21 protein-coding genes and 3 pseudogenes are annotated in these 22,622 nt (G+C 40.0%); 11 read left to right on the top strand and 13 right to left on the bottom strand.

The window, feature by feature from the left end; genetic code table 11:
• Positions 1 to 142: 142 nt before the first annotated feature.
• A complete protein-coding gene (locus tag QFZ73_RS14820) occupies positions 143 to 1,150 on the top strand; it encodes a LacI family DNA-binding transcriptional regulator (RefSeq protein ID WP_307267456.1) in 1,008 nt (335 codons plus the stop codon).
• A gap of 79 nt (positions 1,151 to 1,229) precedes the next feature.
• Here the strand turns inward: QFZ73_RS14820 and QFZ73_RS14815 are convergent, their stop codons facing one another.
• From QFZ73_RS14815 to QFZ73_RS14805, 3 genes are read right to left on the bottom strand one after another with little or no spacing between them, the layout of a single operon-like run.
• Positions 1,230 to 1,766 carry a GrpB family protein gene (locus tag QFZ73_RS14815; RefSeq protein WP_307267453.1) on the bottom strand — a complete coding sequence of 179 codons (537 nt, stop codon included), beginning with the start codon at positions 1,764 to 1,766 and terminating at the stop codon, positions 1,230 to 1,232.
• Between the two features lie 40 nt (positions 1,767 to 1,806).
• Positions 1,807 to 2,307 (bottom strand): hypothetical protein, encoded by a 501-nt coding sequence (locus tag QFZ73_RS14810; RefSeq protein WP_307267450.1) that lies wholly within the window; start codon positions 2,305 to 2,307, stop codon positions 1,807 to 1,809.
• Positions 2,304 to 2,675: a hypothetical protein gene (locus tag QFZ73_RS14805; protein WP_251434343.1), complete on the bottom strand. Its 372-nt coding sequence runs from the start codon at positions 2,673 to 2,675 to the stop codon at positions 2,304 to 2,306. Before QFZ73_RS14805 ends, QFZ73_RS14810 begins: the two co-directional genes overlap by 4 nt.
• Before the next feature lie 117 nt (positions 2,676 to 2,792).
• Here QFZ73_RS14805 and QFZ73_RS14800 point away from each other — a divergent pair, with 117 nt between their 5' ends.
• Both QFZ73_RS14800 and QFZ73_RS14795 read left to right on the top strand, forming a co-directional pair.
• A complete protein-coding gene (locus tag QFZ73_RS14800; protein ID WP_307267445.1) occupies positions 2,793 to 3,311 on the top strand; it encodes a VanZ family protein in 519 nt (172 codons plus the stop codon).
• 387 nt (positions 3,312 to 3,698) lie between these two features.
• Positions 3,699 to 5,053: pseudogene (locus tag QFZ73_RS14795) on the top strand (IS1182 family transposase).
• Positions 5,054 to 5,181: 128 nt separating this feature from the next.
• On the opposite strand, the gene modA reads toward QFZ73_RS14795, so the two are convergent.
• The 5 genes from modA to bioB all read right to left on the bottom strand — a co-directional run bounded on the left by modA (position 5,182) and on the right by bioB (position 10,020).
• Positions 5,182 to 5,982, bottom strand: a complete 801-nt coding sequence (gene modA / locus QFZ73_RS14790; RefSeq protein WP_307267442.1) for a molybdate ABC transporter substrate-binding protein — start codon at positions 5,980 to 5,982, stop codon at positions 5,182 to 5,184.
• Positions 5,983 to 6,082: 100 nt separating this feature from the next.
• Positions 6,083 to 7,249 (bottom strand): MGDG synthase family glycosyltransferase, encoded by a 1,167-nt coding sequence (locus QFZ73_RS14785; protein ID WP_307267439.1) that lies wholly within the window; start codon positions 7,247 to 7,249, stop codon positions 6,083 to 6,085.
• Positions 7,250 to 7,370: 121 nt separating this feature from the next.
• Positions 7,371 to 7,970 carry a DedA family protein gene (locus QFZ73_RS14780; protein WP_307267436.1) on the bottom strand — a complete coding sequence of 200 codons (600 nt, stop codon included), beginning with the start codon at positions 7,968 to 7,970 and terminating at the stop codon, positions 7,371 to 7,373.
• Positions 7,971 to 7,987: 17 nt separating this feature from the next.
• Complete coding sequence (locus QFZ73_RS14775; protein ID WP_251434405.1) at positions 7,988 to 8,686, bottom strand: polysaccharide deacetylase family protein; 699 nt, start codon at positions 8,684 to 8,686, stop codon at positions 7,988 to 7,990.
• Between the two features lie 368 nt (positions 8,687 to 9,054).
• Complete coding sequence (gene bioB / locus QFZ73_RS14770) at positions 9,055 to 10,020, bottom strand: biotin synthase BioB (protein ID WP_307272788.1); 966 nt, start codon at positions 10,018 to 10,020, stop codon at positions 9,055 to 9,057.
• A gap of 474 nt (positions 10,021 to 10,494) precedes the next feature.
• Between bioB and QFZ73_RS14765 the strand changes: the two genes are divergently transcribed.
• From QFZ73_RS14765 to bioA, 3 genes are read left to right on the top strand one after another with little or no spacing between them, the layout of a single operon-like run.
• Complete coding sequence (locus tag QFZ73_RS14765; RefSeq protein WP_307267433.1) at positions 10,495 to 11,079, top strand: biotin transporter BioY; 585 nt, start codon at positions 10,495 to 10,497, stop codon at positions 11,077 to 11,079.
• The gene (gene bioD / locus QFZ73_RS14760; RefSeq protein ID WP_307267430.1) at positions 11,058 to 11,765 is read left to right on the top strand and encodes a dethiobiotin synthase; all 708 of its coding nucleotides are present in this window, start codon (positions 11,058 to 11,060) and stop codon (positions 11,763 to 11,765) included. Before QFZ73_RS14765 ends, bioD begins: the two co-directional genes overlap by 22 nt.
• Positions 11,762 to 13,144: an adenosylmethionine--8-amino-7-oxononanoate transaminase gene (gene bioA, locus QFZ73_RS14755; RefSeq protein WP_307267426.1), complete on the top strand. Its 1,383-nt coding sequence runs from the start codon at positions 11,762 to 11,764 to the stop codon at positions 13,142 to 13,144. The genes bioD and bioA overlap by 4 nt, the downstream gene beginning before the upstream one ends.
• A 280-nt stretch (positions 13,145 to 13,424) precedes the next feature.
• On the opposite strand, the gene QFZ73_RS14750 is transcribed toward bioA, so the two are convergent.
• Positions 13,425 to 13,706 (bottom strand): hypothetical protein, encoded by a 282-nt coding sequence (locus QFZ73_RS14750; protein WP_307267422.1) that lies wholly within the window; start codon positions 13,704 to 13,706, stop codon positions 13,425 to 13,427.
• A 1,002-nt stretch (positions 13,707 to 14,708) separates the two neighbouring features.
• Here QFZ73_RS14750 and QFZ73_RS14745 point away from each other — a divergent pair.
• Both QFZ73_RS14745 and arfA read left to right on the top strand, forming a co-directional pair.
• A complete protein-coding gene (locus QFZ73_RS14745) occupies positions 14,709 to 14,978 on the top strand; it encodes a YesK family protein (protein ID WP_307267419.1) in 270 nt (89 codons plus the stop codon).
• Positions 14,979 to 15,079: 101 nt separating this feature from the next.
• Entirely contained in the window at positions 15,080 to 15,211 is a 132-nt protein-coding gene (arfA, locus tag QFZ73_RS28940; protein ID WP_373458938.1) for an alternative ribosome rescue factor ArfA, read from the top strand.
• Between the two features lie 223 nt (positions 15,212 to 15,434).
• Here the strand turns inward: arfA and QFZ73_RS14735 are convergent, their stop codons facing one another.
• Positions 15,435 to 16,928, bottom strand: coding sequence for a peptide MFS transporter (locus tag QFZ73_RS14735; RefSeq protein WP_098936406.1), 1,494 nt, complete (start codon positions 16,926 to 16,928; stop codon positions 15,435 to 15,437).
• A gap of 348 nt (positions 16,929 to 17,276) precedes the next feature.
• Between QFZ73_RS14735 and QFZ73_RS14730 the strand changes: the two genes are divergently transcribed.
• Positions 17,277 to 17,501 (top strand): hypothetical protein, encoded by a 225-nt coding sequence (locus QFZ73_RS14730; protein ID WP_307267411.1) that lies wholly within the window; start codon positions 17,277 to 17,279, stop codon positions 17,499 to 17,501.
• A 93-nt stretch (positions 17,502 to 17,594) separates the two neighbouring features.
• On the opposite strand, the pseudogene rsiV reads toward QFZ73_RS14730, so the two are convergent.
• Together rsiV and QFZ73_RS14715 are read right to left on the bottom strand one after the other, a co-directional pair.
• A pseudogene (gene rsiV / locus QFZ73_RS14725) lies at positions 17,595 to 18,480 on the bottom strand (anti-sigma-V factor RsiV).
• Positions 18,465 to 18,975 (bottom strand): annotated as a pseudogene (locus QFZ73_RS14715) (sigma-70 family RNA polymerase sigma factor). The pseudogenes rsiV and QFZ73_RS14715 overlap by 16 nt, the downstream one beginning before the upstream one ends.
• Before the next feature lie 185 nt (positions 18,976 to 19,160).
• On the opposite strand from QFZ73_RS14715, the gene QFZ73_RS14710 reads away from it, so the two are divergent.
• Positions 19,161 to 20,561 (top strand): polysaccharide deacetylase family protein, encoded by a 1,401-nt coding sequence (locus QFZ73_RS14710; RefSeq protein ID WP_307267401.1) that lies wholly within the window; start codon positions 19,161 to 19,163, stop codon positions 20,559 to 20,561.
• A 99-nt stretch (positions 20,562 to 20,660) separates the two neighbouring features.
• On the opposite strand, the gene QFZ73_RS14705 is transcribed toward QFZ73_RS14710, so the two are convergent.
• On the bottom strand, positions 20,661 to 21,380 hold the full coding sequence (locus QFZ73_RS14705; RefSeq protein WP_053536610.1) for a YebC/PmpR family DNA-binding transcriptional regulator: 720 nt from the start codon (positions 21,378 to 21,380) through the stop codon (positions 20,661 to 20,663).
• Positions 21,381 to 21,637: 257 nt separating this feature from the next.
• Between QFZ73_RS14705 and QFZ73_RS14700 the strand changes: the two genes are divergently transcribed.
• On the top strand, positions 21,638 to 22,363 hold the full coding sequence (locus QFZ73_RS14700; RefSeq protein ID WP_307267390.1) for a DUF4261 domain-containing protein: 726 nt from the start codon (positions 21,638 to 21,640) through the stop codon (positions 22,361 to 22,363).
• The last annotated feature ends 259 nt before the right edge of the window (positions 22,364 to 22,622 follow it).

Raw genomic sequence — 22,622 nt, 5'->3', positions numbered from 1 at the left:
CCCTTAGCCAAAGTGCTTAGGGTGTTTCTTACATCCAATGTTTAACAAAATCAGCTAACTGGCGTTGGAATCGTAATGCTCCTTTGTTATGATGAAGGTATCCCATTCTATTTCAAGAAATAATATCCTTTAGGAGAACATCATGAAAAAAAAGAAAACTACCATATCAGATGTTGCTGAGAAGGCCGGTGTTTCCAAAAGTACGGTTTCTCAATATATTAACCAACGTTTTCGTTATATGAGTGCTGAAACAAAAGAAAGAATCGAGCAAGTCATCCAAGAACTTGACTTTCGTCCCAATGATAATGCCAGGAATTTAAAAGTGAAAAAAACAAAAGTGATAGGCATACTCGTAGCTAATATTTTACATACTTTATCCACTGAAATCATTCGTACCGTTGAAGAACAGCTTCAGCAGCATGGCATGAAAGTATTCATATGTGACTCTGCCGATGATCCAGAGAAAGAAAAGGAATACCTTGATTTGCTGGTTTCTACCCAAGTGGATGGAATCATCATTTTTCCGGTAGGAAATGATTTTAAAGTCTATAATTACTTGATCGATCATTCAATTCCAATGGTATTCGTTGATCGATTAGTTGATGGAGTTACATCCGATTCCGTTCTTTTGGACAATCATGCTGCAATCTTTTTAGCTGTTTCCATGCTGGCTGAAAAAGGACACGAAAATATTGCTTTTTTAACCTTACCGATCGATATCCCGATCACACCAAGATTGGAGAGAATCGAAGGATTTAAAAAAGCGATGGCATCTCATAAATTGGAAGTCAGGGAGGATGATATTCATTCTTTACCCCGAAATCGAATTCAAGAAAAATTGACCCAGATATTCGAAGCAGAAAAACCTCCAACAGCCATAGTGGCAGGAAATGATTTAGTGTTACGTGAAATCCTTAGCTATTTGAAAAAGCAAAAAATCCCGATCCCTGGGGAAGTGGCCATTGTCAGCATTGATGATGTCGCTTATACGGAGTTTTATGAACCATCCATCACAACAATCGGACAACCAATACAACAAATGGGCATTAAAACAGCAGAGTTATTATTGAACCGGATAACCAATGCAGATCAGACCCCGTACATTACATATCGGTTTGCCCCCGAACTCATTGTTCGAAGTTCATGCTAATTGCTCATACAAAAACGGCAGTTTACATTCACTGCCGTTACCATCTTTCAGGAAATTTACAGAAACATGGCTAAATCTTTCACCTTGGAAATCCCCCGCCATTCACCTCATTTTTTGCTGATTCTATGACATTTTGGATAAATGGCGCTTTCGCTTTCGTGTACCCCACTATATCTGCAGGATGCTTTTGAGCTAAGGATAATTTTAATTCCTGATATTGTTTCCGTACGTCATTATGGCTTCTTAGATAGTCCCTAAATGAAAGTTGATTCTTCCACTGTTCACTTCCGAATCTATAGATATGCAAATGGTGTGTCCCCGCTCTCCATTGGCCTTTTCTAAAAAAACGCCTTTCGGGAAATTCCCTATGCGGTACAAATTCATACCCAATCGATTTCAAGGGTTCAATGAATGTGTCAGCTTCATCTAAATGCCGGACACCAGCCATGATGTCCAAAATCGGTTTTGCCCTCAACCCTATGACAGATGTACTTCCAATATGCTCAACACAAAGGGGGGAATAGTTCTTTAAAACCTCCATTATCCTCGCTTTTTCCTGTTGAAATTCGCTAACCCAATCAGGGTTATAATCCTCGATCTTTACTGTTTTCTCCATATAATCACTCAACTTTTCATGTAAAAGATATTATCAGCCATCATTTCTCATCACGTGACCATTTGACGAAAGGATCTTGCGCGCTCGGCTCATAGTAAGTTCCGACATACACCTTTTCTTTTCCGGTTATTTTATTCGTTCGAATGACTGTATATCTTCCTTTATCATAATTTTTGGTAAGATAATATTTCCGATATGAAAACCCTTTTTCGGGACCTGTTAATTTTTCTTTAGTTTTATACGCTTCCGGCTTGTTCAAGCTATCTTTCACTACACCTTTAATATTCAGCGGAGTTCCCTCAAGCTTAACATCACTTCGGAAATCGGCATTCCTGGTCTCTGTTTTCCCTGAAGGCACGGATGCCATTTCGATCGTATCTTGGGTTTGTTCCGAGAATGATTTTGTGACACTGTATGAATACAGGATATTCATGGAACTTATATTGTCTTTCATTTTGCCAGCAAATTCAGGCATGGCAAAATTCAATAGAAAGGTGATCGATATACATACGATTAATAAAGTAAGCGAAATTTTCTTCATATTTCCTCTTTCTCAACTATGTATTCTTGTAATTCAACTTGTTCATTTTCCTTAGGAATAATTCCAAATTTAGCGATTAATAGAATCGCAAGAAAACTGAAACAGCAAAAACTAGTATTATCATTTGTAATAAATGAAGCCGGTATAATACGAGATGCCAGTAATGAATTCAAAATGTAGGAAAAAAGAAAACCCGAATAGGATAGGCAAATCAGATAGTTTCCAATCAGTATCCTCTTGTAATGTGCATAATCAGATTTACTTCCATTCCTGATACTGACGCATTGTCTAAATTGCCTAATCAGACCGTATGTGAAACCAATAATTAACATGACTACAATGAGAAAATCAATTATTGCTTCCTCCACTTCTACTCCTCCTTGGTAATTCGCCCTAATAAACTTGTAAAATATTACATTAAACTCATCATATACCATTTATGATAAAATGATAAATGTTTCCTACTTTTATATTGGAGTAGTATCATGAAAATTTTCGTAAAAGTCCTTTTATCGCTATGTATGGTTCTATATCTATTAATTCTTACAAAGCTCATTTTATTTAAAACATTCTCGATAACCGAAATGAATGATCATATTAGTTTTTCCTTCAATGGCCGCTATTGGGGATCCCATAATTTCATCCCTTTTAAAACCATTTTCTATTACCTCTTCTTAGCGGATGTAAATACATCCATCCGGATTGAAAACATAGTGGGGAATATCATCGGTTTTGTACCATTTGTCTTGATGCTTCCATTACTATCAAAAAGGTTTTCCCAACTCAAATCGATCTTGATTGCAACATTCTGTTTTAGCTTCACCTATGAGATTCTTCAGCTTTTATTTGATTTAGGCAGTTTTGATACCGATGATTTGAACCTGAATACTCTCGGTGGGGTTATAGGATACCTGCCGGTTAAGCTGTTTTACACAGTTTTCAAAAAGAATGGAACCATTCGCAGTCAAGTGCAGGCCGAATTATCCACTTATGCTGAAAGATGAATACATGCATGTTCTTATTCTTACGTTTAAAGTGAGATGAGGTTTCGATATAAAGGAAAATATACCTAATATTACTTGATACGCCCAAAAAAAAAACCACCAGATTGGTGGTTACAGACTGTAGACAAACTCGATGAAAATCGAGTTTGTCTATTTTTATGGCTTGTACAATTTGGACGTTGATTTCCACTCCAGGCACTCGCTTTCCGCGGGCGGTCGGGGAGCCTCCTCGGCTTTCGCCTGCGGGGTCTCCCCTAGACGCGCTTTTCCCGCAGGAGTCTCGTACCTTCCGTTCCAATCAACTTTGTCTTACCTTTTAGATAGAACACTTTTGCCTGGAGTCATTTTTGTTTTAAAATAGAAGTATTAAAACTTGAGGTGATGAGGATGCTTTCTAAACATGATTCTATTCAGCGAGATCAACTTGAAATGATTACTTTAGATCAACTGGTGCCACCGAACCATTTGGTTCGTAAAATGGAGGCTGCCATTGACTTCACTTTCATTTATGACTTGGTGAAAGATATGTATTCAGAGGTAGGACGCCCAAGTATTGATCCAGTTATTTTAGTTAAACTGACTTTCATTCAATATACCTTCGGTATTCGTTCCATGCGTAAAACGATTGAAGAAGTTGAAACCAATATGGCTTACCGTTGGTTCTTAGGCTATGGTTTCCATGATAAAGTACCTCATTTCTCTACGTTCGGGAAAAATTATGAGCGACGCTTTAAAGATACAGACCTGTTTGAACAGATTTTCTATCGCATTTTAATGACAGCTGCTAATAAAAAGTTAATAAGTGCTGAACACGTTTTCGTGGATTCCACACATGTGAAAGCCAGTGCGAATAAACGGAAATTTGAAGAGAAAATCGTTCGTAAAGAAACACGAGCGTATCAAGGACGTCTTCAAGAAGAAATCAATCAAGATCGTGAAAACCATGGAAAAAAGCCTTTTCCACCAGATAAATTTGATAAAGAAGAGACCAAAGAGATTAAAGAAAGTACAACGGATTCTGAGAGTGGCTACTATGTGAAAGATGAACGAACAAAACAGTTTGCCTATTCATTCCACGCGGAGACCGAAACGGTTTTGTATTGGGAACGATTGTAACACCTGGAAATACACATGACAGTCAGATCTTAGAGCCACTAGTTGAACAAGTGATTGAGAAAGTTGGAAAACCGGAAGCCGTTGCCGCAGATGCAGCTTATAAAACACCAGCGATTACAAGCTACCTATTTAACAAAGAAATCATACCGGCTTTACCTTATACACGTCCTCGCACCAAAGAAGGATTTTTCCGCAAACAGGACTATGTATACGATGAACATTTTGATTGTTACCTTTGCCCTTCGGGCGAAACTTTAAAGTACTCAACAACAAATAAAGAGGGCTATCGCGAGTACAAATCGCCAAAACAAATTTGTACAACATGCTCATTTTTATCTCGGTGTACAGAAAGCAAAGACTGTCAAAAAGTGGTGACACGGCATATCTGGCAAACACATGTGGAAGAAGCAGATCATCTGCGTCATCATCAAGATGTAAAACCTATATATGCAAAACGTAAAGAAACGATTGAGCGTGTATTCGCAGATGCAAAAGAAAAGCATGGTATGCGTTGGACTACTTTAAGGGGACTTAAAAAATTGTCGATGCAGGCGATGCTAACTTTCGCTGCCATTAATTTAAAGAAGATGGCCAATTGGACATGGCGAGGTCCAAAAATGGCCTAACATAGTGGGCTCGTAGAGCCCCAATCTCTTAACTTTAGGCGAAAATTCAAAGGGAATTTCAAAAGGGGTTCAGAATTTTTTAATTCCGAACCCCTTTTGTCTACAAACTGAGACCACCAGATTGGTGGTTATTTCAAATTTTCAAATCCGTGTTTTTCAAAAATTTTCATGGAGGCTTCCGTTTGGAGATAGTCATAGAATAGCTTGGCTTCCTTGGCATGATCCAGATCATTGATCATGCCGACGGGATATGTGATCGGATCGTGTAAATCTGCCTGGGCTGCTGCAATGATTTCAACTTTTGATGAGTGGAGCGCATCCGTTTTATAGACGAGGCCTGCGTCCACGTTTCCAGTTTCCACATATGTAAGCACTTGCCGGACATCCTTGGCATATACCAATCGATCTTCAACCTCTTTAAAGAGGTTCATGTTTTCCAAAGTTTGTTTCGCATATTGCCCTGCCGGTACAGACTCTGGAGTGCCAATCGAAATTTTAGCGGCTTTTGTGAGGTCTTCCAGCGATCCGATTTCCTTTTTGGAATCCTTTGGCACCACCAGCACCAGGTCATTGCCGACTAAATCGATTCCGTTTTTCTCTTCAATACGATCTTCATCTACTAACTTATCAAATTTATCTTCTGCAGCTGAGAAAAACAGGTCAACAGGTGCACCTTGGGATATCTGTTGCTGAAGAGCTCCAGAGGCGCCAAAGTTATAATGAACTTTCACATCTGCATTCTCTTTTTCAAAAGACTCTTTTATATCATTTAAGGCATCTTGCAAACTTACAGCTGCGGAAACCGTCAATTCCACTTTTCCGCCTGCTTGCGCCTTCATTTCCGTTTTTTCCGCTTCATCATTTGAACAACCCGCGCCCACTGCCGCAAACAGTATAATCAAAAAAATCATAAGGTATGTTTTTTGCAAAACCAATCTTTCTTCCGACCTTTCATATGGCTGCTAATTCAGCAGCCTTCCGTATTCATTCTACCATTTAGGATCACCAGTAAAAAAAAAACAATACATCTCAGCTATAAAGAAGTTTGGGCTGTCGGGCTAGATAGGAAGGCGTACCATTTTGATTAAGATTAAGGATGAATTTCATGACCTCCACTATTCCCTCAGGTTTCTCCAACTCTATTTCCTTATGATAGGATTCCATGGAGGTGTTCCATTTTTTCATTTTTTTCTGATCCTTCAATATACTCAACAATTGTTTTTCAAAAGGCGTTTTCTGATTAAGTTTAAATACAAGTCCTTGTTGTTTTAAATACTGTAGATTAATTTCCTCCTGCCCGGGAAGCCTGGAATGAACAAAAATGGGAAGCCTTTTTCGCAATGCCTCGCTAATCGTGACACCGCCCGGTTTCGTAACGATTGCGTCAACTTCTTCATAAAGCTTATTCATTTCAGACCTTGATGAGATATAAGGCAATGGTTTGATATGAGGTAAGTTCCATGTATCGATTTCTTCATAAAGCTTGTTGTTATTCCCGCAAAGAACTAAATAATCAAAGTCGGTTGAATTCTTTAACTTATCACCTAAGTTCAAAATCCCTCCCAGACCACAATTTCCTCCGGATATTAAAATTTTTGGTCGTTCTGTGTTTCTTTGTATACGGGCATTTTTAGTGATTTCCTCGTGCACGGGAATACCAGTGACCATCATCGTTTGTTTTGGTATTTGACGCTTACTCATCAGCTTTTCTTTTACTTCTTGACTAGGAAGAAAATGGGCATCTATCCCTTCGCTTCCCCACACATTATTAATAAAAAAGTCGGTGTACACGTTTATAACCGGTGTGCTGCACTTCCCTTTTAGCTTTAACTGACTCAAAAGATAGGAAGGGAAACCGTGTGTACACACAATTAAATCAGGCTTTTCTTCGGCTATCAATTGTTCCATCTTGCCCATGAATAATTGCTGATACCACTTAAATATCCGTTCCTTTGGCGAGTGCACATAAAACAGATTCTTATAGGCAAGATTATAGGTTTCCGGCGCATAACGGATCCATGTTAGATAACTATTTGCGATGATTTTTTCTAGAGAGGTATTGGTATAACTGATTAGATCTATTTTTTTATAAGTAATCCCATTTGAATGCTTTTTTAACATATCCATTAATGCCTCTGCAACTTGATGATGTCCCGACTGCATTCGAAAGAGAGGTAAAAACAAAATCTTCTTCATATGTGTCATCTCCTAAGAAATCATTCTGAAAATACGAAAATATATAGTTCATGATACCTTCCTCTTACAATATCGTTGAACAGATTCCTAAATTTCCAACGCTTTATAATAAGGAGCCGACTCAACTTTTGGACATTTGTTTTCTCTTTTTAATGTATTTGATAGTAACATATAGTACAAAAATAATTAAAAATAAAACACCTAAATATGGAACATATTTGGTATTAACATTAAAAGCATCCCCCACATAATAACCGGCCACTATAAAAGGGACGGTCCAGAGTATAGTGCCTAAGAGGGAAAAAAGGAAGTATTTCCGAATGGGTATAGAAGAGATTCCTGCAAAATATGGACTAATTTGTCTTATTCCCGGAATGTAAAATCCCAATACTAAGGTTTTTTGTGCATTATCCGTATAGTTTTTCTTTGCTTTCTCCCAGCGTTCACTCGTAATTCCAATGAATCTTCCATATTTATTTATAAATGGATACCCCACATATTTTCCGCATGCATAAGCTGCAAGCATTCCGATAAAGGCGCCGAGAATTGCACACAGCATTGCTAAACCCATTGAGAGCTTACCTTGGACAACCAACACCCCAATTAGAAATAGAAGTGATTCTTCTGGAGCAGGCACTCCCACAATGCCGAAGAATAAAAAAAGAAAAATGATTAGGTATCCATATGAATCAATAAAGTGTAAAAGCGTATCTATATTCATAATACCCCCAGAATTAGTTATAAGTCTTTTAAAGTAATAAAGTGTATTCCTTTTTCCTTACTCTCCTGTAGGTAAACTTTTAACATTTCAATCATATGGCCTGGTGCTTCTTTATCCGCCCCCAAGGTTTCACCACAGTCATGCAGCAACAGGATGGAACCTTCCGTTGAAGTGCTTCGCAGCTGATCAAGCAAAGTATTTCTGCATTTTTCGACTTTCCAATCACCGAAAATGCCGGACCACATTATCACTCTATATTTCTTACTGAAAAGTGGGGTGAACATATTAAAATGGCCCCATGGCGGTCTATAAAAAACCACCTTTTCATTCGTACATTCATTTATCGCCTTTTCAGTCATTTCCAACTGTTTCCTCAGATGGATGGGTGATAGCACCCAGCCTGAAACATGGTGAAAATGGTGGATCCCTATAGTATGTCCCGCTTCATGCATTCTTTTAATAATTTCAGGATTACTTTTCACTTTACTGCCAACAACAAAAAATGTGGCCTTTATCTCATACTCTTCTAAAAGATCAAGTAATTTTATTGTATATTCAGGGTTTGGGCCATCATCGAAAGTTAGCGCTATCCCATTATTCGAATTGATTTTTTTTGTTATTCCCAGACTGCATACACGAATAAGCACCGTTGGGATAATAGTATAAAATATTAATAGCAATAATAAAATAATAAAACTAATCAGCCATATATGCATCACACAAAACTATCCTCTCATTATTGATATTACCAATACTGATCCTTTCCCTATATCATTATCATTTACCACAATGCAGCAAATGTTATTGTATTCAGGTAATTCATTAAAAAACCTCTCCTTACAATTTAGCATTTTTTTTTCATTATTTTCACTTATCAATCATTTTTTTATTTTTGTAAAGGTTGAACGACCATTAGCTCTCTTACAGAAAAAACATGAAGGATAATCTAGTCTTGTTTTAAAATCGGGGGTAAGACCATTCCGAAACCACTTTTTTGTCACAAACTAAAAAAAAACACCCTAAGGGTGTTTTTTTTATATCTATATAGTATTTCTCAAAAAAGAAAGTTTTATAATCTTTTTTATCAAAGAGCACATTCTTCAATTTCAAATCCCAGGTCTTCGATGATTCCCCAATCCGCTGTGGGTTCTTGACCAGCTGTCGTTAAATAATCGCCAACGAAGATGGAATTGGCTGCATAAAGTGCCATGGGCTGCATGGAACGGAGATTGACCTCACGACCGCCGGCCAGACGGATTTCTTTACTCGGATTAACGAATCTCATCATCGAAATCAATTTAAGGCATTTAGTGGGGGTCAACTCGGAAGTTCCCTCAAGTGGCGTTCCGTCAATTGCATTGAGAAAGTTACAAGGTATGGAATCTGCATCAAGGCTGCGTAAGGATAGAGCGATTTCCACCGCTTCCGCCTCAGATTCCCCCATACCGAAAATGGCACCAGAACATGGGGACATTCCGGCATCTTTCACAGCCTCGACTGTATCTACCCGGTCTTCATATGTATGTGTCGATGTAATTTTGCTGTAGTTTTCCTGTGATGTATTCAAGTTGTGGTTGTAGCGATGGACGCCTGCTTCCGCAAGTTTGCCTGCATGTTCCTCATTCAGGAAACCTAAACAGCAGCAGATTTTAAGGTCTGTCGTTTCACGGATTTCTTTTACCGCTTCAATGACATGATCAATTTCCCTGTTGGTCGGACGACGGCCAGACGCAACGATGCAATAGGTACCCGCTTTGCGACGAATTGATTCTTGCGCTCCCTCGACAATCTTTTCTTTAGTCAGCCAAGCATATTTATCGATCGAGGCCTCCGACACGATCGACTGTGAGCAGTAACCGCAATCTTCAGGACATAATCCTGATTTCGTATTGATGATCATATTTAATTTAACTTTTTTCCCATAATGATGCTTGCGTATGAGATAGGCTGCATTCAAAATTTCCAAAACCTCTTCGTCTGGGGCTTGTACGATGGATAATGCCTCTTCCTCCGTCACTTTATATCCTTTGATAACGTTCTCCGCTAACATCTTCCAATCCCTTACCAATGTTTCCAAACCTAATCCCTCTTTTCTTTTAATGTTGTTTATTCCTTCCCGTGAATCTTCCGCGATTAATTACCGGAACCTCTTGGAACCGATTGGATAATTTTGCACATGCTAAATCGCTGGTTTATTGATTCCGTGACTATGTAATACCTTGGAAGGAGCAAGATCAACAATGCCTGGCAATGAAGTGATATAAATAGTTCTCCCGACAAAATAGAACTTTTAATTTGTTAACCTATTTTTTTTTACGTTAACATATCGATAGAATAATAACATACAAACAAAATATTATTCAATGGTCTTTTTTCAATATTTTCCTAGTCTGTTCTTTAAATCCTGAGAAAACTGGCATTTCATATGTTAACCAAACGATAAATTAGTTGACATATAAAATGGGAATCAGGCAAACTAATAGTGGGCATTATGCTGGCATCTCTAAAAAAGGAGGTTAAAAACTTGAAAGCAAGGACGATTTCTTATGTGGCCCTTTTTACCGCGTTAACTGCCATTGGCGCCTTTATTAAGATACCTATCCCATACATACCATTCACACTGCAAATTCTGGCAGTCTATTTGGCAGGCGCATTATTGGGGCCCCGGCTCGGGATGCTCAGTCAGTTATGCTACGTCTTGATTGGACTTGTCGGGGTGCCCGTGTTTGCTGAAGGCGGGGGATTCGGCTATATATTCAAACCCACTTTCGGCTATTTGCTCGGGTATATACTGGGAGCCTATGTAAATGGATGGCTGATCAGCCGGTTTTCCCTCTCCACGATTCGTTCCATATTCTTTGCTAACGCTGCCTCTTTGCTGACTGTTTACTTCTTTGGCTGCATCTGGCTGTATGGTGCAATGAAGTGGATTGTGGAAACGCCGCTTTCAATCAACCAAACGATTCTTTACGGCTTCTTATTACCTGTCCCCGGTGATCTACTGCTGTGCATTCTATGCGCTGTCATCATTCAACAAGTACGTCCGCGCATTGCAAGATATATAAACGTAAAGGAGCTGAATCATCCATGGGCCAAGCCTACTTTATAACCGGAACTGGCACGGATATTGGAAAGACCATCGTCACGAGCGCACTCTATCTGTCTCTTCAAACATTGGGAAAAAGCGTCACGATATTCAAACCATTTCAAACTGGAATCAATGAGGAAAACAATACATACCCGGACATATCTTGGTTTGAGCAGGAACTCGGTGTAAAGGAATCAGGGTTTTACACACTGGAACCTGAAACCTCCCCACATTTGGCGATTAAATTGACCGGAAAGCAAATTAATGAGAAGAAAGTCGTGGAAAGGGTTCATGAACTTGAGGATATGTATGACATCGTATTAGTCGAGGGTGCTGGCGGATTGGCTGTGCCGCTCATTGAACGATCCGACGGTTTCTATATGACGGCGGATTTCATAAGAGATTGCGGCATGCCTGTCGTATTCGTATCTACAAGCGGTTTAGGGGCGATTCATAATGTCGTGACGACGCATTCGTATGCCCAAATCCATGATATATGCGTGAAAACCATTTTGTATAACCATTACCGGTCAGAGGATCGGATTCATAAAGACAATATCGAAACCATTGAAAAGCTGACAGGGCTGAATGGCCTCGCCTGCATCCCAACACTGGCGGATGTTAGAAAAGACTTGAGGATCTGCATCCTTGATTTACTTGGTGATTTAGATTATACCCAACAACTGAAAGAGGTGTTCCAAGCATGAACAGTCAGGATTTAGAGCAATGGGATAAGGAATATGTATGGCATCCGTTCACACAAATGAAAACGTATCGGGAAAGTAAACCGCTGATCATCGAGCGCGGGGAAGGCAGCTACTTGATTGATGTGGATGGCAAACGCTATTTGGACGGCTATGCTTCATTATGGGTGAATGTGCACGGGCATAACGAGCCGGAATTAAATGGCGCCCTTATTGAACAAGTGAATAAAGTCGCGCACTCCACACTGCTGGGATCTGCGAATGTACCATCGATCTTACTGGCAAAAAAACTTGCAGAGATCACTCCTGGTCATTTATCGAAAGTCTTCTACTCTGACACGGGATCTGCTGCTGTGGAAATCGCCCTTAAAGTCGCTTATCAATATTGGCAGAATATCGATCCCGTCAAGCATCGGAATAAAAACAAATTCGTTTCCCTTGACGAAGCATACCATGGCGATACTGTCGGTGCCGTGAGTGTTGGCGGAATGGATCTATTCCATAGAATCTTTAAGCCACTCTTATTCCAACGGATTTCCGCCCCTTCACCATATGCCTATCACATGACTGAGTATGGAGATCAAGAAGCGGTGAAAACCCATTGCTTGAAGGAACTGGAGAAGTTACTGCAAGAACAATCAGAGGAAATTGCAGGATTGATCATCGAACCGCTAGTTCAGGGTGCGGCAGGCATCATAACCCATCCGGCAGGCTTTTTGAAAGAAGTCGAACAATTATGCAAAAAGTACAACATCCTCTTAATTTGTGATGAGGTGGCCGTTGGATTCGGTCGAACCGGAACGATGTTTGCCTGCGAACAGGAAGATGTCGTTCCGGATATCATGTGTATGGGCAAAGGGATCACTGGGGGATATATGCCACTCGCAGCCACCATCATGAACGAGCAGATCTTTCAATCCTTCTTGGGAGAACGTGAAGAACATAAAACCTTCTATCACGGCCACACCTATACAGGAAATCAGCTAGCCTGTGCCCTGGCCCTGAAGAATATCGAGCTAATGGAAAGCCGCAATCTCATTAAAGACATCCAGAAAAAATCAAAATACCTATCCGAAAAACTGCAAGCGCTATACGAACTTCCGATAGTCGGCGATATCCGCCAGCGCGGCTTCATGATTGGAGTGGAGATCGTTAAAGACCGCCAAACAAAAGAAACGTTCACCCTCCAAGAGAATGTCGTTTCCGGAATCATCCATACAGCACGGGAAAATGGCCTGATCATCCGGGAACTTGGTCCAGTCATCACGATGATGCCGATTCTTTCCATGTCAGAAAAGGAACTCGATTTCATGGTCGAAACCGTCTACCGTGCCATTCAGGAGGTCTCCATTCATAAAGGATTGATCCCAGCAGCAAACTGATTCACAAAGAACGGGATGAGCAGGGCTCATCCCGTTCCTTCAGTTCTTTGTAGGGGACATCGTGAAGAAAAATACAGATATTGTACATATACCAAAGATATCACTTTGGCTACCAAGAAGAGAAAGATGTTGAATCTGAGGAAGTTTTATATACTTATGTTTAAACAGCCTTTTTTAAGCGCAGCTATTGTGATCATCTCCATCAAGGATTTGATGGAATCAGAAAGGGCATCCTCGATGGGATGCCCTTTTTTTCCGAGAAATGTTGGATGATGTCACTCTACTCAAACAAAGGGATTTCCGGCGGCATCCCGGCTTCAGGCAAGAAATAAATGAAAATGGTGAAACAAATGATAAGCAAGGAAAAGATGATTGCAATAAACGAAATGCCCAAGAGAAATTTCTTACCTGCTAAATATAAGCTGATCACCAGACTTGCAAACCCAATGATCAAATAAATGCTTGCTCCAACATAGGAATTCAACATTGGTGTAATCCCCGAGATGAAAAGCAGCACGAAAGTCATTTGCATGGATATGCATATTCCAAGTAAACGTTTCATTTTTAACTCCTGTCTTTTGAAAAATCGAGTGCCATATAAATAATAACATTCATCCCTATCCGCTTCTTCATTACGCACCATTAATGGACTAATTTTAATAATCATTGATGTAAATGATTGGATATTTATTGTAAACTGGATAAGCAAAGGAGTGGATTTGCAGTATGGCGATAACAAAGAAAAGATTTTTCATAAGTTCTATAGTGGGTCTCATACTCATGTTTCTTGCTAACTCTGGTCTGCAATACTTCAGTGGCCAACCGATAGTGTGGTCAGGGAATTTAGGATATGCATTCTATTTCGTAGCATTTATTTTACTTTTTAGTTGGCTATTTGGAGATTTTGATAAGAAAAAGGCTGATCGCTAATAAAGTGTTCTCAGACTGTAGACAATTCGAGAAAAGCGAGTTTGCCTACAGTTTTTTTCTTCGAAAAAATTCCAGTCCATTTCAGAAATCCGCTCTCTTTCCGCCGACTGTCTGCCAAGCCGCATCAAAGCAAGCGTCTGTGGGGTCTCGGCTAGCCAGTTATTCGGCAGGAGTGTCGCAAATTTCTTCCATTTAGTAAGAGTATTATAAAATAGGAAAAAACCATAAAGTATAAACTAATCTTAAACATGGTTCGGGATGAGACCAGCTACAGTTTTTCTTAAAAAAACATTCTAGTTGATTGGAACGGAAGGACGAGACTCCTGCGGGGAAAGCTCGTCCAAGGGAGACCCCACAGGCGCAAAGAGCGCCGAGGAGGCTCCCGGACCGCCCGCGGAAAGCGAGTGCCTGGAGGCAACGTTCGAATTTTACAAACCCTCAAGTATCACCTCACGGGTTTTGCCTATACGCCTCCCATGAATCCAACTAGATTAAACCTACTTTAACCTATATGTTCACATTTTATTTCCCTCCCTTAGCGACTTCCTGCTGTCTTTTTCATCCCTTAAATAAAACCCAAGAAAAAATTAACTTTATTATAGTAATATTTACATAATGATTTGGTTACAAAATGATGTTGGGAGTTCCACTCCTAGTTGCTTGTGTCCCTGGAATATTAGTAATACTTTTAGCGTGGTGGTTTAGGAAATTACATTTATCTTTATTTGTAAGGCTTTTACCAGGCATATTAACCGTTATAACTTCAATTATTTTGTTTTACATTGGTTTTGTGAACATCGGAGGGTTTGAAGGAGCTGGATATGGAATACTGGCTTTCTTTTTACTTCCCTTTGCAATTGCGGCTTCAATTATTGCGAGTAAAAACAAAGGTGTGCAAAGCTAAAACTTTGTTCAAATAACTATGAAAGCAGGAATATATACAATGACTAAAACGAATAAAACCAATAAGAAAACGATAGGTGAAATGACAAATAGCCGCATGCGTTGGGGTTTGACCCCTCCACCCGCATTATTAAAAACAAAAAAGGAAAAGGTTCTTACAACCGGAAAAAGAGCAGTCCTATAAAGGATATTTCATCAAAATATACAATTCATGTTTTGCGGCGTAATCGTTAAATGGCGGTAACCTTTGGTGGACCAATACTAGCAAACCTTCAATCTGTTTCCTCTTAAGAAAACTTTGTTACAAATTCAGCAGAACCGTATCATTTCTAAAATTCCACTGATCACTTTTGGAATCTATCTATATAGCACCCATTCAGGAAGTTGCAAGGGCACGAGGTATGACAAAAAAGATGACCCTTTTCGGAGGTCATCTTTTTTTACTGCTTGCTAAGTGTTAGCGAATGCCTTTCATGTACCCTTGAATCTTTGGTGATAAGGCCATCAGGGCCAGTCCAAGGACTATTGAAGCAACACCGATCACGCCAAAATAAGCCATTTCGGTTTGAGGTGTGTAGAATCTAACGATTTGTGCGTTCAGTGCTTGTGCTGCTGCACTTGCCAGGAACCACAGGCTCATCGTTTGTGCCGAGAATGCGGCCGGAGCCAATTTTGTAGTTGCTGAAAGTCCAACAGGAGATAAACAAAGTTCTCCAAGTACTACAAGGAAATAGCTAAGTACAAGCCATAGCGGATTGACTAATGCGTCCGATCCACCGAAATAAACAGGAAGCAGGATCACCAGGAATGATAAGCCGGCGAACAGTAGACCTATTGAGAATTTTTGAGGAATGGTCGGCTGACGCTTTCCTAGTTTAATCCATAACCAGGCGAATACTGGTGCAAGGGTAATGATGAACAAAGGGTTCAAAGATTGGAACCATGCCGGGTTTATTTCTAATCCTGCAAAATTCAACTGTGTCCGTTTGTCTGCATAGCTTGCCAATATAGTTGCACCTTGCTCTTGAATCGCCCAGAACATGACGGCTGCTATAAACAAAGGAATATAGGCAATCAAGCGGGAACGTTCAACAGAAGTCGTTTTCGGGCTGCGATACATGAAAATGAAATAAAGGGTCGGAATAACGATCCCTAGGATACCTACGAGATTAATGAAGGTTTCAATCGTTAAGATGCCTGCAGAAGCAGTGATGCCGATGATGGCAGCTATGATAAGTGCAGCTATCCCCAATTTAGTGAATACTTTTTTCTTTTCATCCTGTGATAATGGGTTAGCAGGAAGAGTTCCAGCCAGGCCCAGGTTCTTTTTCTTTGTTGTAACAAAGACGATGAGTCCAATCAACATACCAATTGCTGCAAGTCCAAAACCAAGATGGAAGCTGTAGTCCATTCCGACTGTACCGACAACAAACGGTGATAGGAATGCACCCATGTTGATACCCATATAGAATATACTGAAACCGGAATCCCGGCGTTCGTCATTTTCTGCGTAAATTTCACCGACTATGCTGGAAACATTCGGTTTTAATAAACCAGTACCCAGAACAATGAGCACCATGGAAACAAAGAACATGGAGAGACTGCCTGGTACAGCAAGGACAATATGCCCGAGCATGATCAAGATACCACCGTAAAATACGGCTTTTGAAGTCCCGAAAATCCTATCGGCGAGCCATCCGCCAATTATTCCTGACATATATACTAAAGATCCGTAGATGGATACAAGGGCAAGGGCTGTGGGTTCATCAAGACCTAGTCCCCCTTTAGAAACTTCGTAATACATATAGTAAACAAGAATGGCCTTCATGCCATAATAGGAGAAACGCTCCCAGAACTCAGTAAAGAAAAGGGTGAATAGTCCTTTTGGGTTTCCAAAAAAACCTTTTTGGGGTACACTATCCACAATTTTCTGTTTATTTATCGTTGCCATACCTAGCCCTCCTTTTATTATTGTATAATAACTTTTATTTTTATTGTTGTAAACAAATATTTATTATATTTAAATAATTAATTTCAAAGTAAATAGAAGTGCTTTCCACCATGCAAGCAAAATTTCGCATTCCCCAGTAAAAAATATTCTTTCTAGTCTAATAGGGAGCGTTCATCAATGATATATTGCCCTAACTTCACCAATGGTATTACGTTTCAAATCACTTTGGTTTCCATGCACATCCAATGAGATTCGGAAAAATAGAGAGAATCATTTTGAAAAAAAACCCAACCACAACCGCTATATACACCGTATAATAGATATAACAAAAAATGAAGAGGCACCATAATGCTCGGGATCATAACTGTTGTGCTGATTTTTTCCATCCCCATAATCCGCTTACTGACAAATCATTTCGAAAAACAGTCAAAAATCAAACACAATATGTTACAAGTTGAATTGGAACTTGAAAAACTAAAACATGAAAACTTTCTTATGGAGACGGAAAAAATGAGGCTGGAGCTGGATCAGATGAAATTCGATCAAAAAATAGACGAGCCAAGGTTACTGTGATTAAGTAACGTTGGTTCGTCTTTTTTAATGGTATTGTGAGGTCCCCGTTTTAAAAACCTCCCTCCTGTCATAAGAATTACAAATAAGTTCGTTTTAATGGATATATTGATCGCCCACAAAAGAAGGTCTGACAGCACATTTGTCGGGATGATGAACTCGACGGCCCCCATATATCCAGGCGCAGCTTCATAGCTGTTAAAGGCGATGACTAGCTTGCCATCTTCGTTTATATAAAAGTTTTGGTTTTCATCGATGCCTTTAAAGGCAGTAAGATCATCCTCTTCGACCCAATATATCTTTTCCGGATCTTCTGCCATCTGCCGCTTCATCTGCCGCTTCATCTGTTCCTTGATGTTCTCACTGATTACCTGAAGATAGCGATCATCTTTAAATAAGCTATTTAACGTTAATAGCACTTCGTTTTTCTTGTCGACTGTATCGAATTGACTTACTGTAGAACTGGAAGCCTGAATCGTATCCGTATAACGTTGTACCGATAAAATCGTTACATTATCCGTCAATATCACATATCGGCTTTCCACCGAGATATTACCCTTTTCCCCTTCCTTCAGTTTTGACATGGAGTCCGTGAATTCCTTATAAAGCTGCTTGCTTTCCGATAAGTATTTATCATTCAAGCTATTTTCGAGCTGTTTATTCTCCAGACCGGATATAGCAGGTGTTTTGATTACTGCCGACGAATTATTCGCTTCTTCTTTCCATTCGACGAAGGTAATCACTTCGATGACCTTATCGACTATGGGAATATCACTCATGGCTTTTGCCACTGCCGGACTGATGTTTACGGAAGCTGTCACAATCAGAAGAGCTGCAGCCGCTGACACGAGGATATTCTTGCCAACCCTTTTGGCTTCCTTCTGGACTTTTCATTCAAGGCTGCTTGAACGACATCATTCAATTCCTTTGGTATCGGTGTTTTAAGATATTCTTCCCGCAGATCTTTTAATTTTTTTTCCATTTTTTCATTTCCTCCCGTTCAGTCATGTTGATCCGCAATAGTTGCAGCGCTTTATATAATCTCGTTTTAATCGTGCTTACGTTCTCTTCCAGCACTTCCGCTATCTCTTCCAACTTCAGGTCCTCAAAGAAACGGAGAACGACTACCGTTTTGTACTTGACCGAAAGTCCTTCCAGGGACTTTTGCAAATCCAGATCAGGATAGTGATCTTCCGCTGCGTAAGTATTCTATTGTTTCGTCATCGGCGATGGTCCATTTCTTTTTCTTTCGCAAAACATCCAATGCCGTTCGGACGATGATCTTATATAACCAACTATCTATAGAAACAGCGTCTTTGATTTTGCTGCTGGAGGCTAGCGCTTTCCTGATTAATTCCTGCACGATATCAAGGGCATCCTCTTGATTTTTGACATAGTAAAAAGCAAGTCTGTACAAATTATCTTGCCGTTCGGTTATCCGGGCCGCCATTAATTGATTCATATCTAGATTTTTCATTGCATGATAGAGCTCCTTACATATAAATTACGTATCCTGGGTACAAAGGATAGACGTTGGTGGAGCCATAAAAGTTTGAAAATGAACGAGGAAATATAAAAATATAAAAAAATGAAAATTTTTACAAACTTTTAAGGCTTTTGGCGCGTCTATATAGTAGAATGATTATCGAGGTGGAGTGCATCATGGTAAATTATAAAAAAGTCTTTATTTTTCTATTTTGTCTAACAGCTGCTGTGGGAACATTGGGGTTAGCCATCAAAAGCCTTGCTTTTGATAAGAAAAGAACCGTTTCAGCCTATACAACCGATAAAAATTACCCTGAAGCCGATATACAAACGTATGTGAAAGATAATACGAAAGGCGGATATTCAGCCAGCAGGCCCGTTCTGCATTTAGAAAATATCGACAAGCAGCTAGAAGCCTACATAAAGAAAGAAATTAAAGATTATGAAAAGAAATGGAAAGCATCCGACGGAAAAGCTTCCGAGCTTAACCTCACCTATACGATCCTCCATTTCAGCAAACAGACCATTACGATTTCCTTCGATAAATATGAGCAAGTGGAAGGAAAGAAGCAGTCTGGATCCCAGATCTTCACTTATGATATTCCATCTCAGCAAAAGCTCTCTATAGAAGACATCTTTGCCACGGATACTGATTATTTATCCGTTTTATCCGATATTGTTTTTGAAGAGTTGACGAAGAAGGAAGAAGAAGGCATTTCAAACAGTCTCATTAAAAAGGAAAACAAACTGAAGGCAGCCAACTTCAATTCTTTTTCAGTCTTGAAAAATACGCTTGTATTCTACATTAAGACTGATGATTCAACTAAGACCCATACAATAGCCATCAAGAAGGAACTTTTTAAAGATAGTTTGCTAGATTCATATCAAAGTCAAGATTTGAATGAGGATCATGTAAAGGAATGGCAGCCGAAACATATCGTCGCCAAACTGCCCGTGCAAAATGAATGGATCGACCCTTCAAAAAAGGTCATCGCCTTGACGTTCGATGACGGGCCACATCCAAGTCATACCATGTCCATTCTTGAAGACCTGAACAAGTATGATGGACACGCGACGTTTTTCGTAATTGGAAGCCGCGTTCAGCACTATCCGGAAGTTCTGCAAAAAATGCTGCAGCAAGGAAATGAGATCGGTAACCATTCATGGGATCATCCGCAGCTGACTCGCTTAAGCAAGAACAAAATTGAAAGTCAAATCGAAAAGACCCAAGACGCTGTAGAAAAAGCTACAGGTGCTGAGCCCAATCTCGTCCGTCCCCCATATGGAGCGATTAACAATAATGTGCGTGAATACATGGAGGATATGAAAGTCACACTTTGGGATGTCGATCCCGAAGATTGGAAAGAACGCAATGAAAAGAAAATCGTAAACAAAGTGATGAGCAAAGCCAAAGATGGCAGTATCATATTAATGCATGATATCTATCAAACTAGCGCCCAGGCTGCAGGAAAAATCATCAAACAACTGAATGACCAAGGATATCAACTGGTCACGATTTCGGAATTGGAAAAGGTAAAGAAAGACCGTGAACTTTCTGGAATCACCATAAATGAATAATCAAAAGGAAAGAGCCTGTTCCGTGATTCGGAACAGGCTCTTTCCTTTCAAATAAAATAAGCAGGCCTTTAATCATAAAGCAAAGGTCTGCCCGTTTTTTCATTCACCAAGATCTACATTATGATAAACTTGTTGAACATCTTCCAAATCTTCCAATGCATCAATCATTTTTTCGAATTGTGCTTGTGCATCTTCTGGAAGGGTCAGGTCATTTTGTGCAAGCATCGTCAGCTCTGCCACTGTAAAATCGCTGATTCCTGCATCCTTGAATGCTTGTTGGACAGCATGGAATTGTTCTGGTTCGGCATAAACGATGACACTTTCTTCTTCTTCAATGATGTCACGTACATCAACATCCGCTTCCATTAACAGTTCAAGAACATCATCAGCCGTTTTACCTTCAATTCCGATGACAGCCGTTGCATCGAACATATAAGCAACAGATCCGCTGACACCCATATTCCCGCCATTTTTCCCAAATGCGGCACGTACATCAGATGCCGTCCGGTTCACGTTGTTTGTCAATGCATCGACGATGACCATTGAACCATTTGGACCGAATCCTTCATAACGAAGTTCGTCATAGTTTTCTTCAGAACCGCCTTTGGCTTTTTCAATCGCACGGTCAATGATCGCTCTTGGAACATTGTACGTTTTCGCACGCTCAAGTACGACCCTTAATGCCTGATTGGACTCTGGATCTGGTTCACCTTGTTTTGCCACTACATATATTTCCCGTCCGAACTTAGCATAAATCCGACTAGTATTAGCATCTTTTGACGCTTTTTTTTCTTTAATGTTATTCCACTTTCGACCCATTATATTCCACTCTCTTTCATCATTGATATATACGAATAGATTATTAAGATACTGCCCTATGAGAAAACCCACCAGGGGAATTCCTTTGAAGATAGGCTATACGTTTACTAGATTATATTATACATCAATTGTATAATTTTGAAAAAGTCCTGCACATCCCTCACTGGCATTTATCGGTGCTTGACGCAAATTTTTATGTACTATGGAAAAGGTCAGCAGTGGTATAGTATGAAGTGATCGGAAAGGAGAGATGATCCATGAAGGACAACCAAATCATCATCGGGATACCCGGTAAATGGAAGGACCGGAAAGAATTGATTCAAACGGTCGCTTCCCAAAGCGAAGGGTATCTGTTAGCCGGGAATGTTTTTCATAACAAGGACAAGAACATTACTTTTCAGGCGGAGATCCATGATTATGAACCCACTTTAAAAGAGAGCTTTTCTTACGCCAGTAAAGACGCCTTTTCAGAGAATACATTAGAGGAAATCAATGACCATACCTTTACCGTTTATATAATAGCCGATGTATCCGATACCGGAACTGTTATCGATTTGATCGATGCGGGGGCAGCGATCCTAAGGGCAGGCGGAATGGCAGTGAAAATAGAAACGGCAGGAATTGCCCATTCAAAGGAAGATTGGCAGCATCTTCATCATAGCCCGGATATTATCTCGGTATATGCCCATTTTGTCACGATCATCGGAGAGGAAGATTATTATTGCTCATTCGGAATGAAAGCTTTTGGTCTTCCGGATGCCGTGACACTTAACACAATGAGTCCGAAAGAGGCGGCTGCTCTGCTTAACACATTTAATTATTACCATTTAGGTGAACGGCCTCTCTTTAAGAATGGCGAAACCTTTAGCATTCAACAAGATGCACCCGACTTTATATTGACTGGCCTTCAGGACTTTAGATATGAAGAGGACCATCCCTTCTACAACCCGTTTGGGTTATGGAATTTAGGGACAAGTAAATAGAAGAGCGGTTCGCTCCCCCCAGACTGTAGATAAATTCGATAAAGCGAGTTTGCCTGCAGTTTTTTCTTAAAAAAACAATCCAGTTGATTGAAACGGAAGGTATGGGACTCCTGCGGGAAAAGCGCGGCGAGGGGGCTCCCGGACCGCCCGCGGAAAGCGATTGCCTGAAGTGGAAATCAACGTTCAAAACCATAAAGTATAACCTAGTCTTAATCAAGGTTCGGGATGAGACCATCCCTCCCCCCTTTTGACGACAAGC

It is taken from the genome of Peribacillus sp. V2I11 (assembly GCF_030817135.1).
Classification (GTDB): Bacteria; Bacillota; Bacilli; order Bacillales; family DSM-1321; genus Peribacillus; species Peribacillus simplex.
This window is presented reverse-complemented; position numbering and strand designations above follow the sequence as displayed.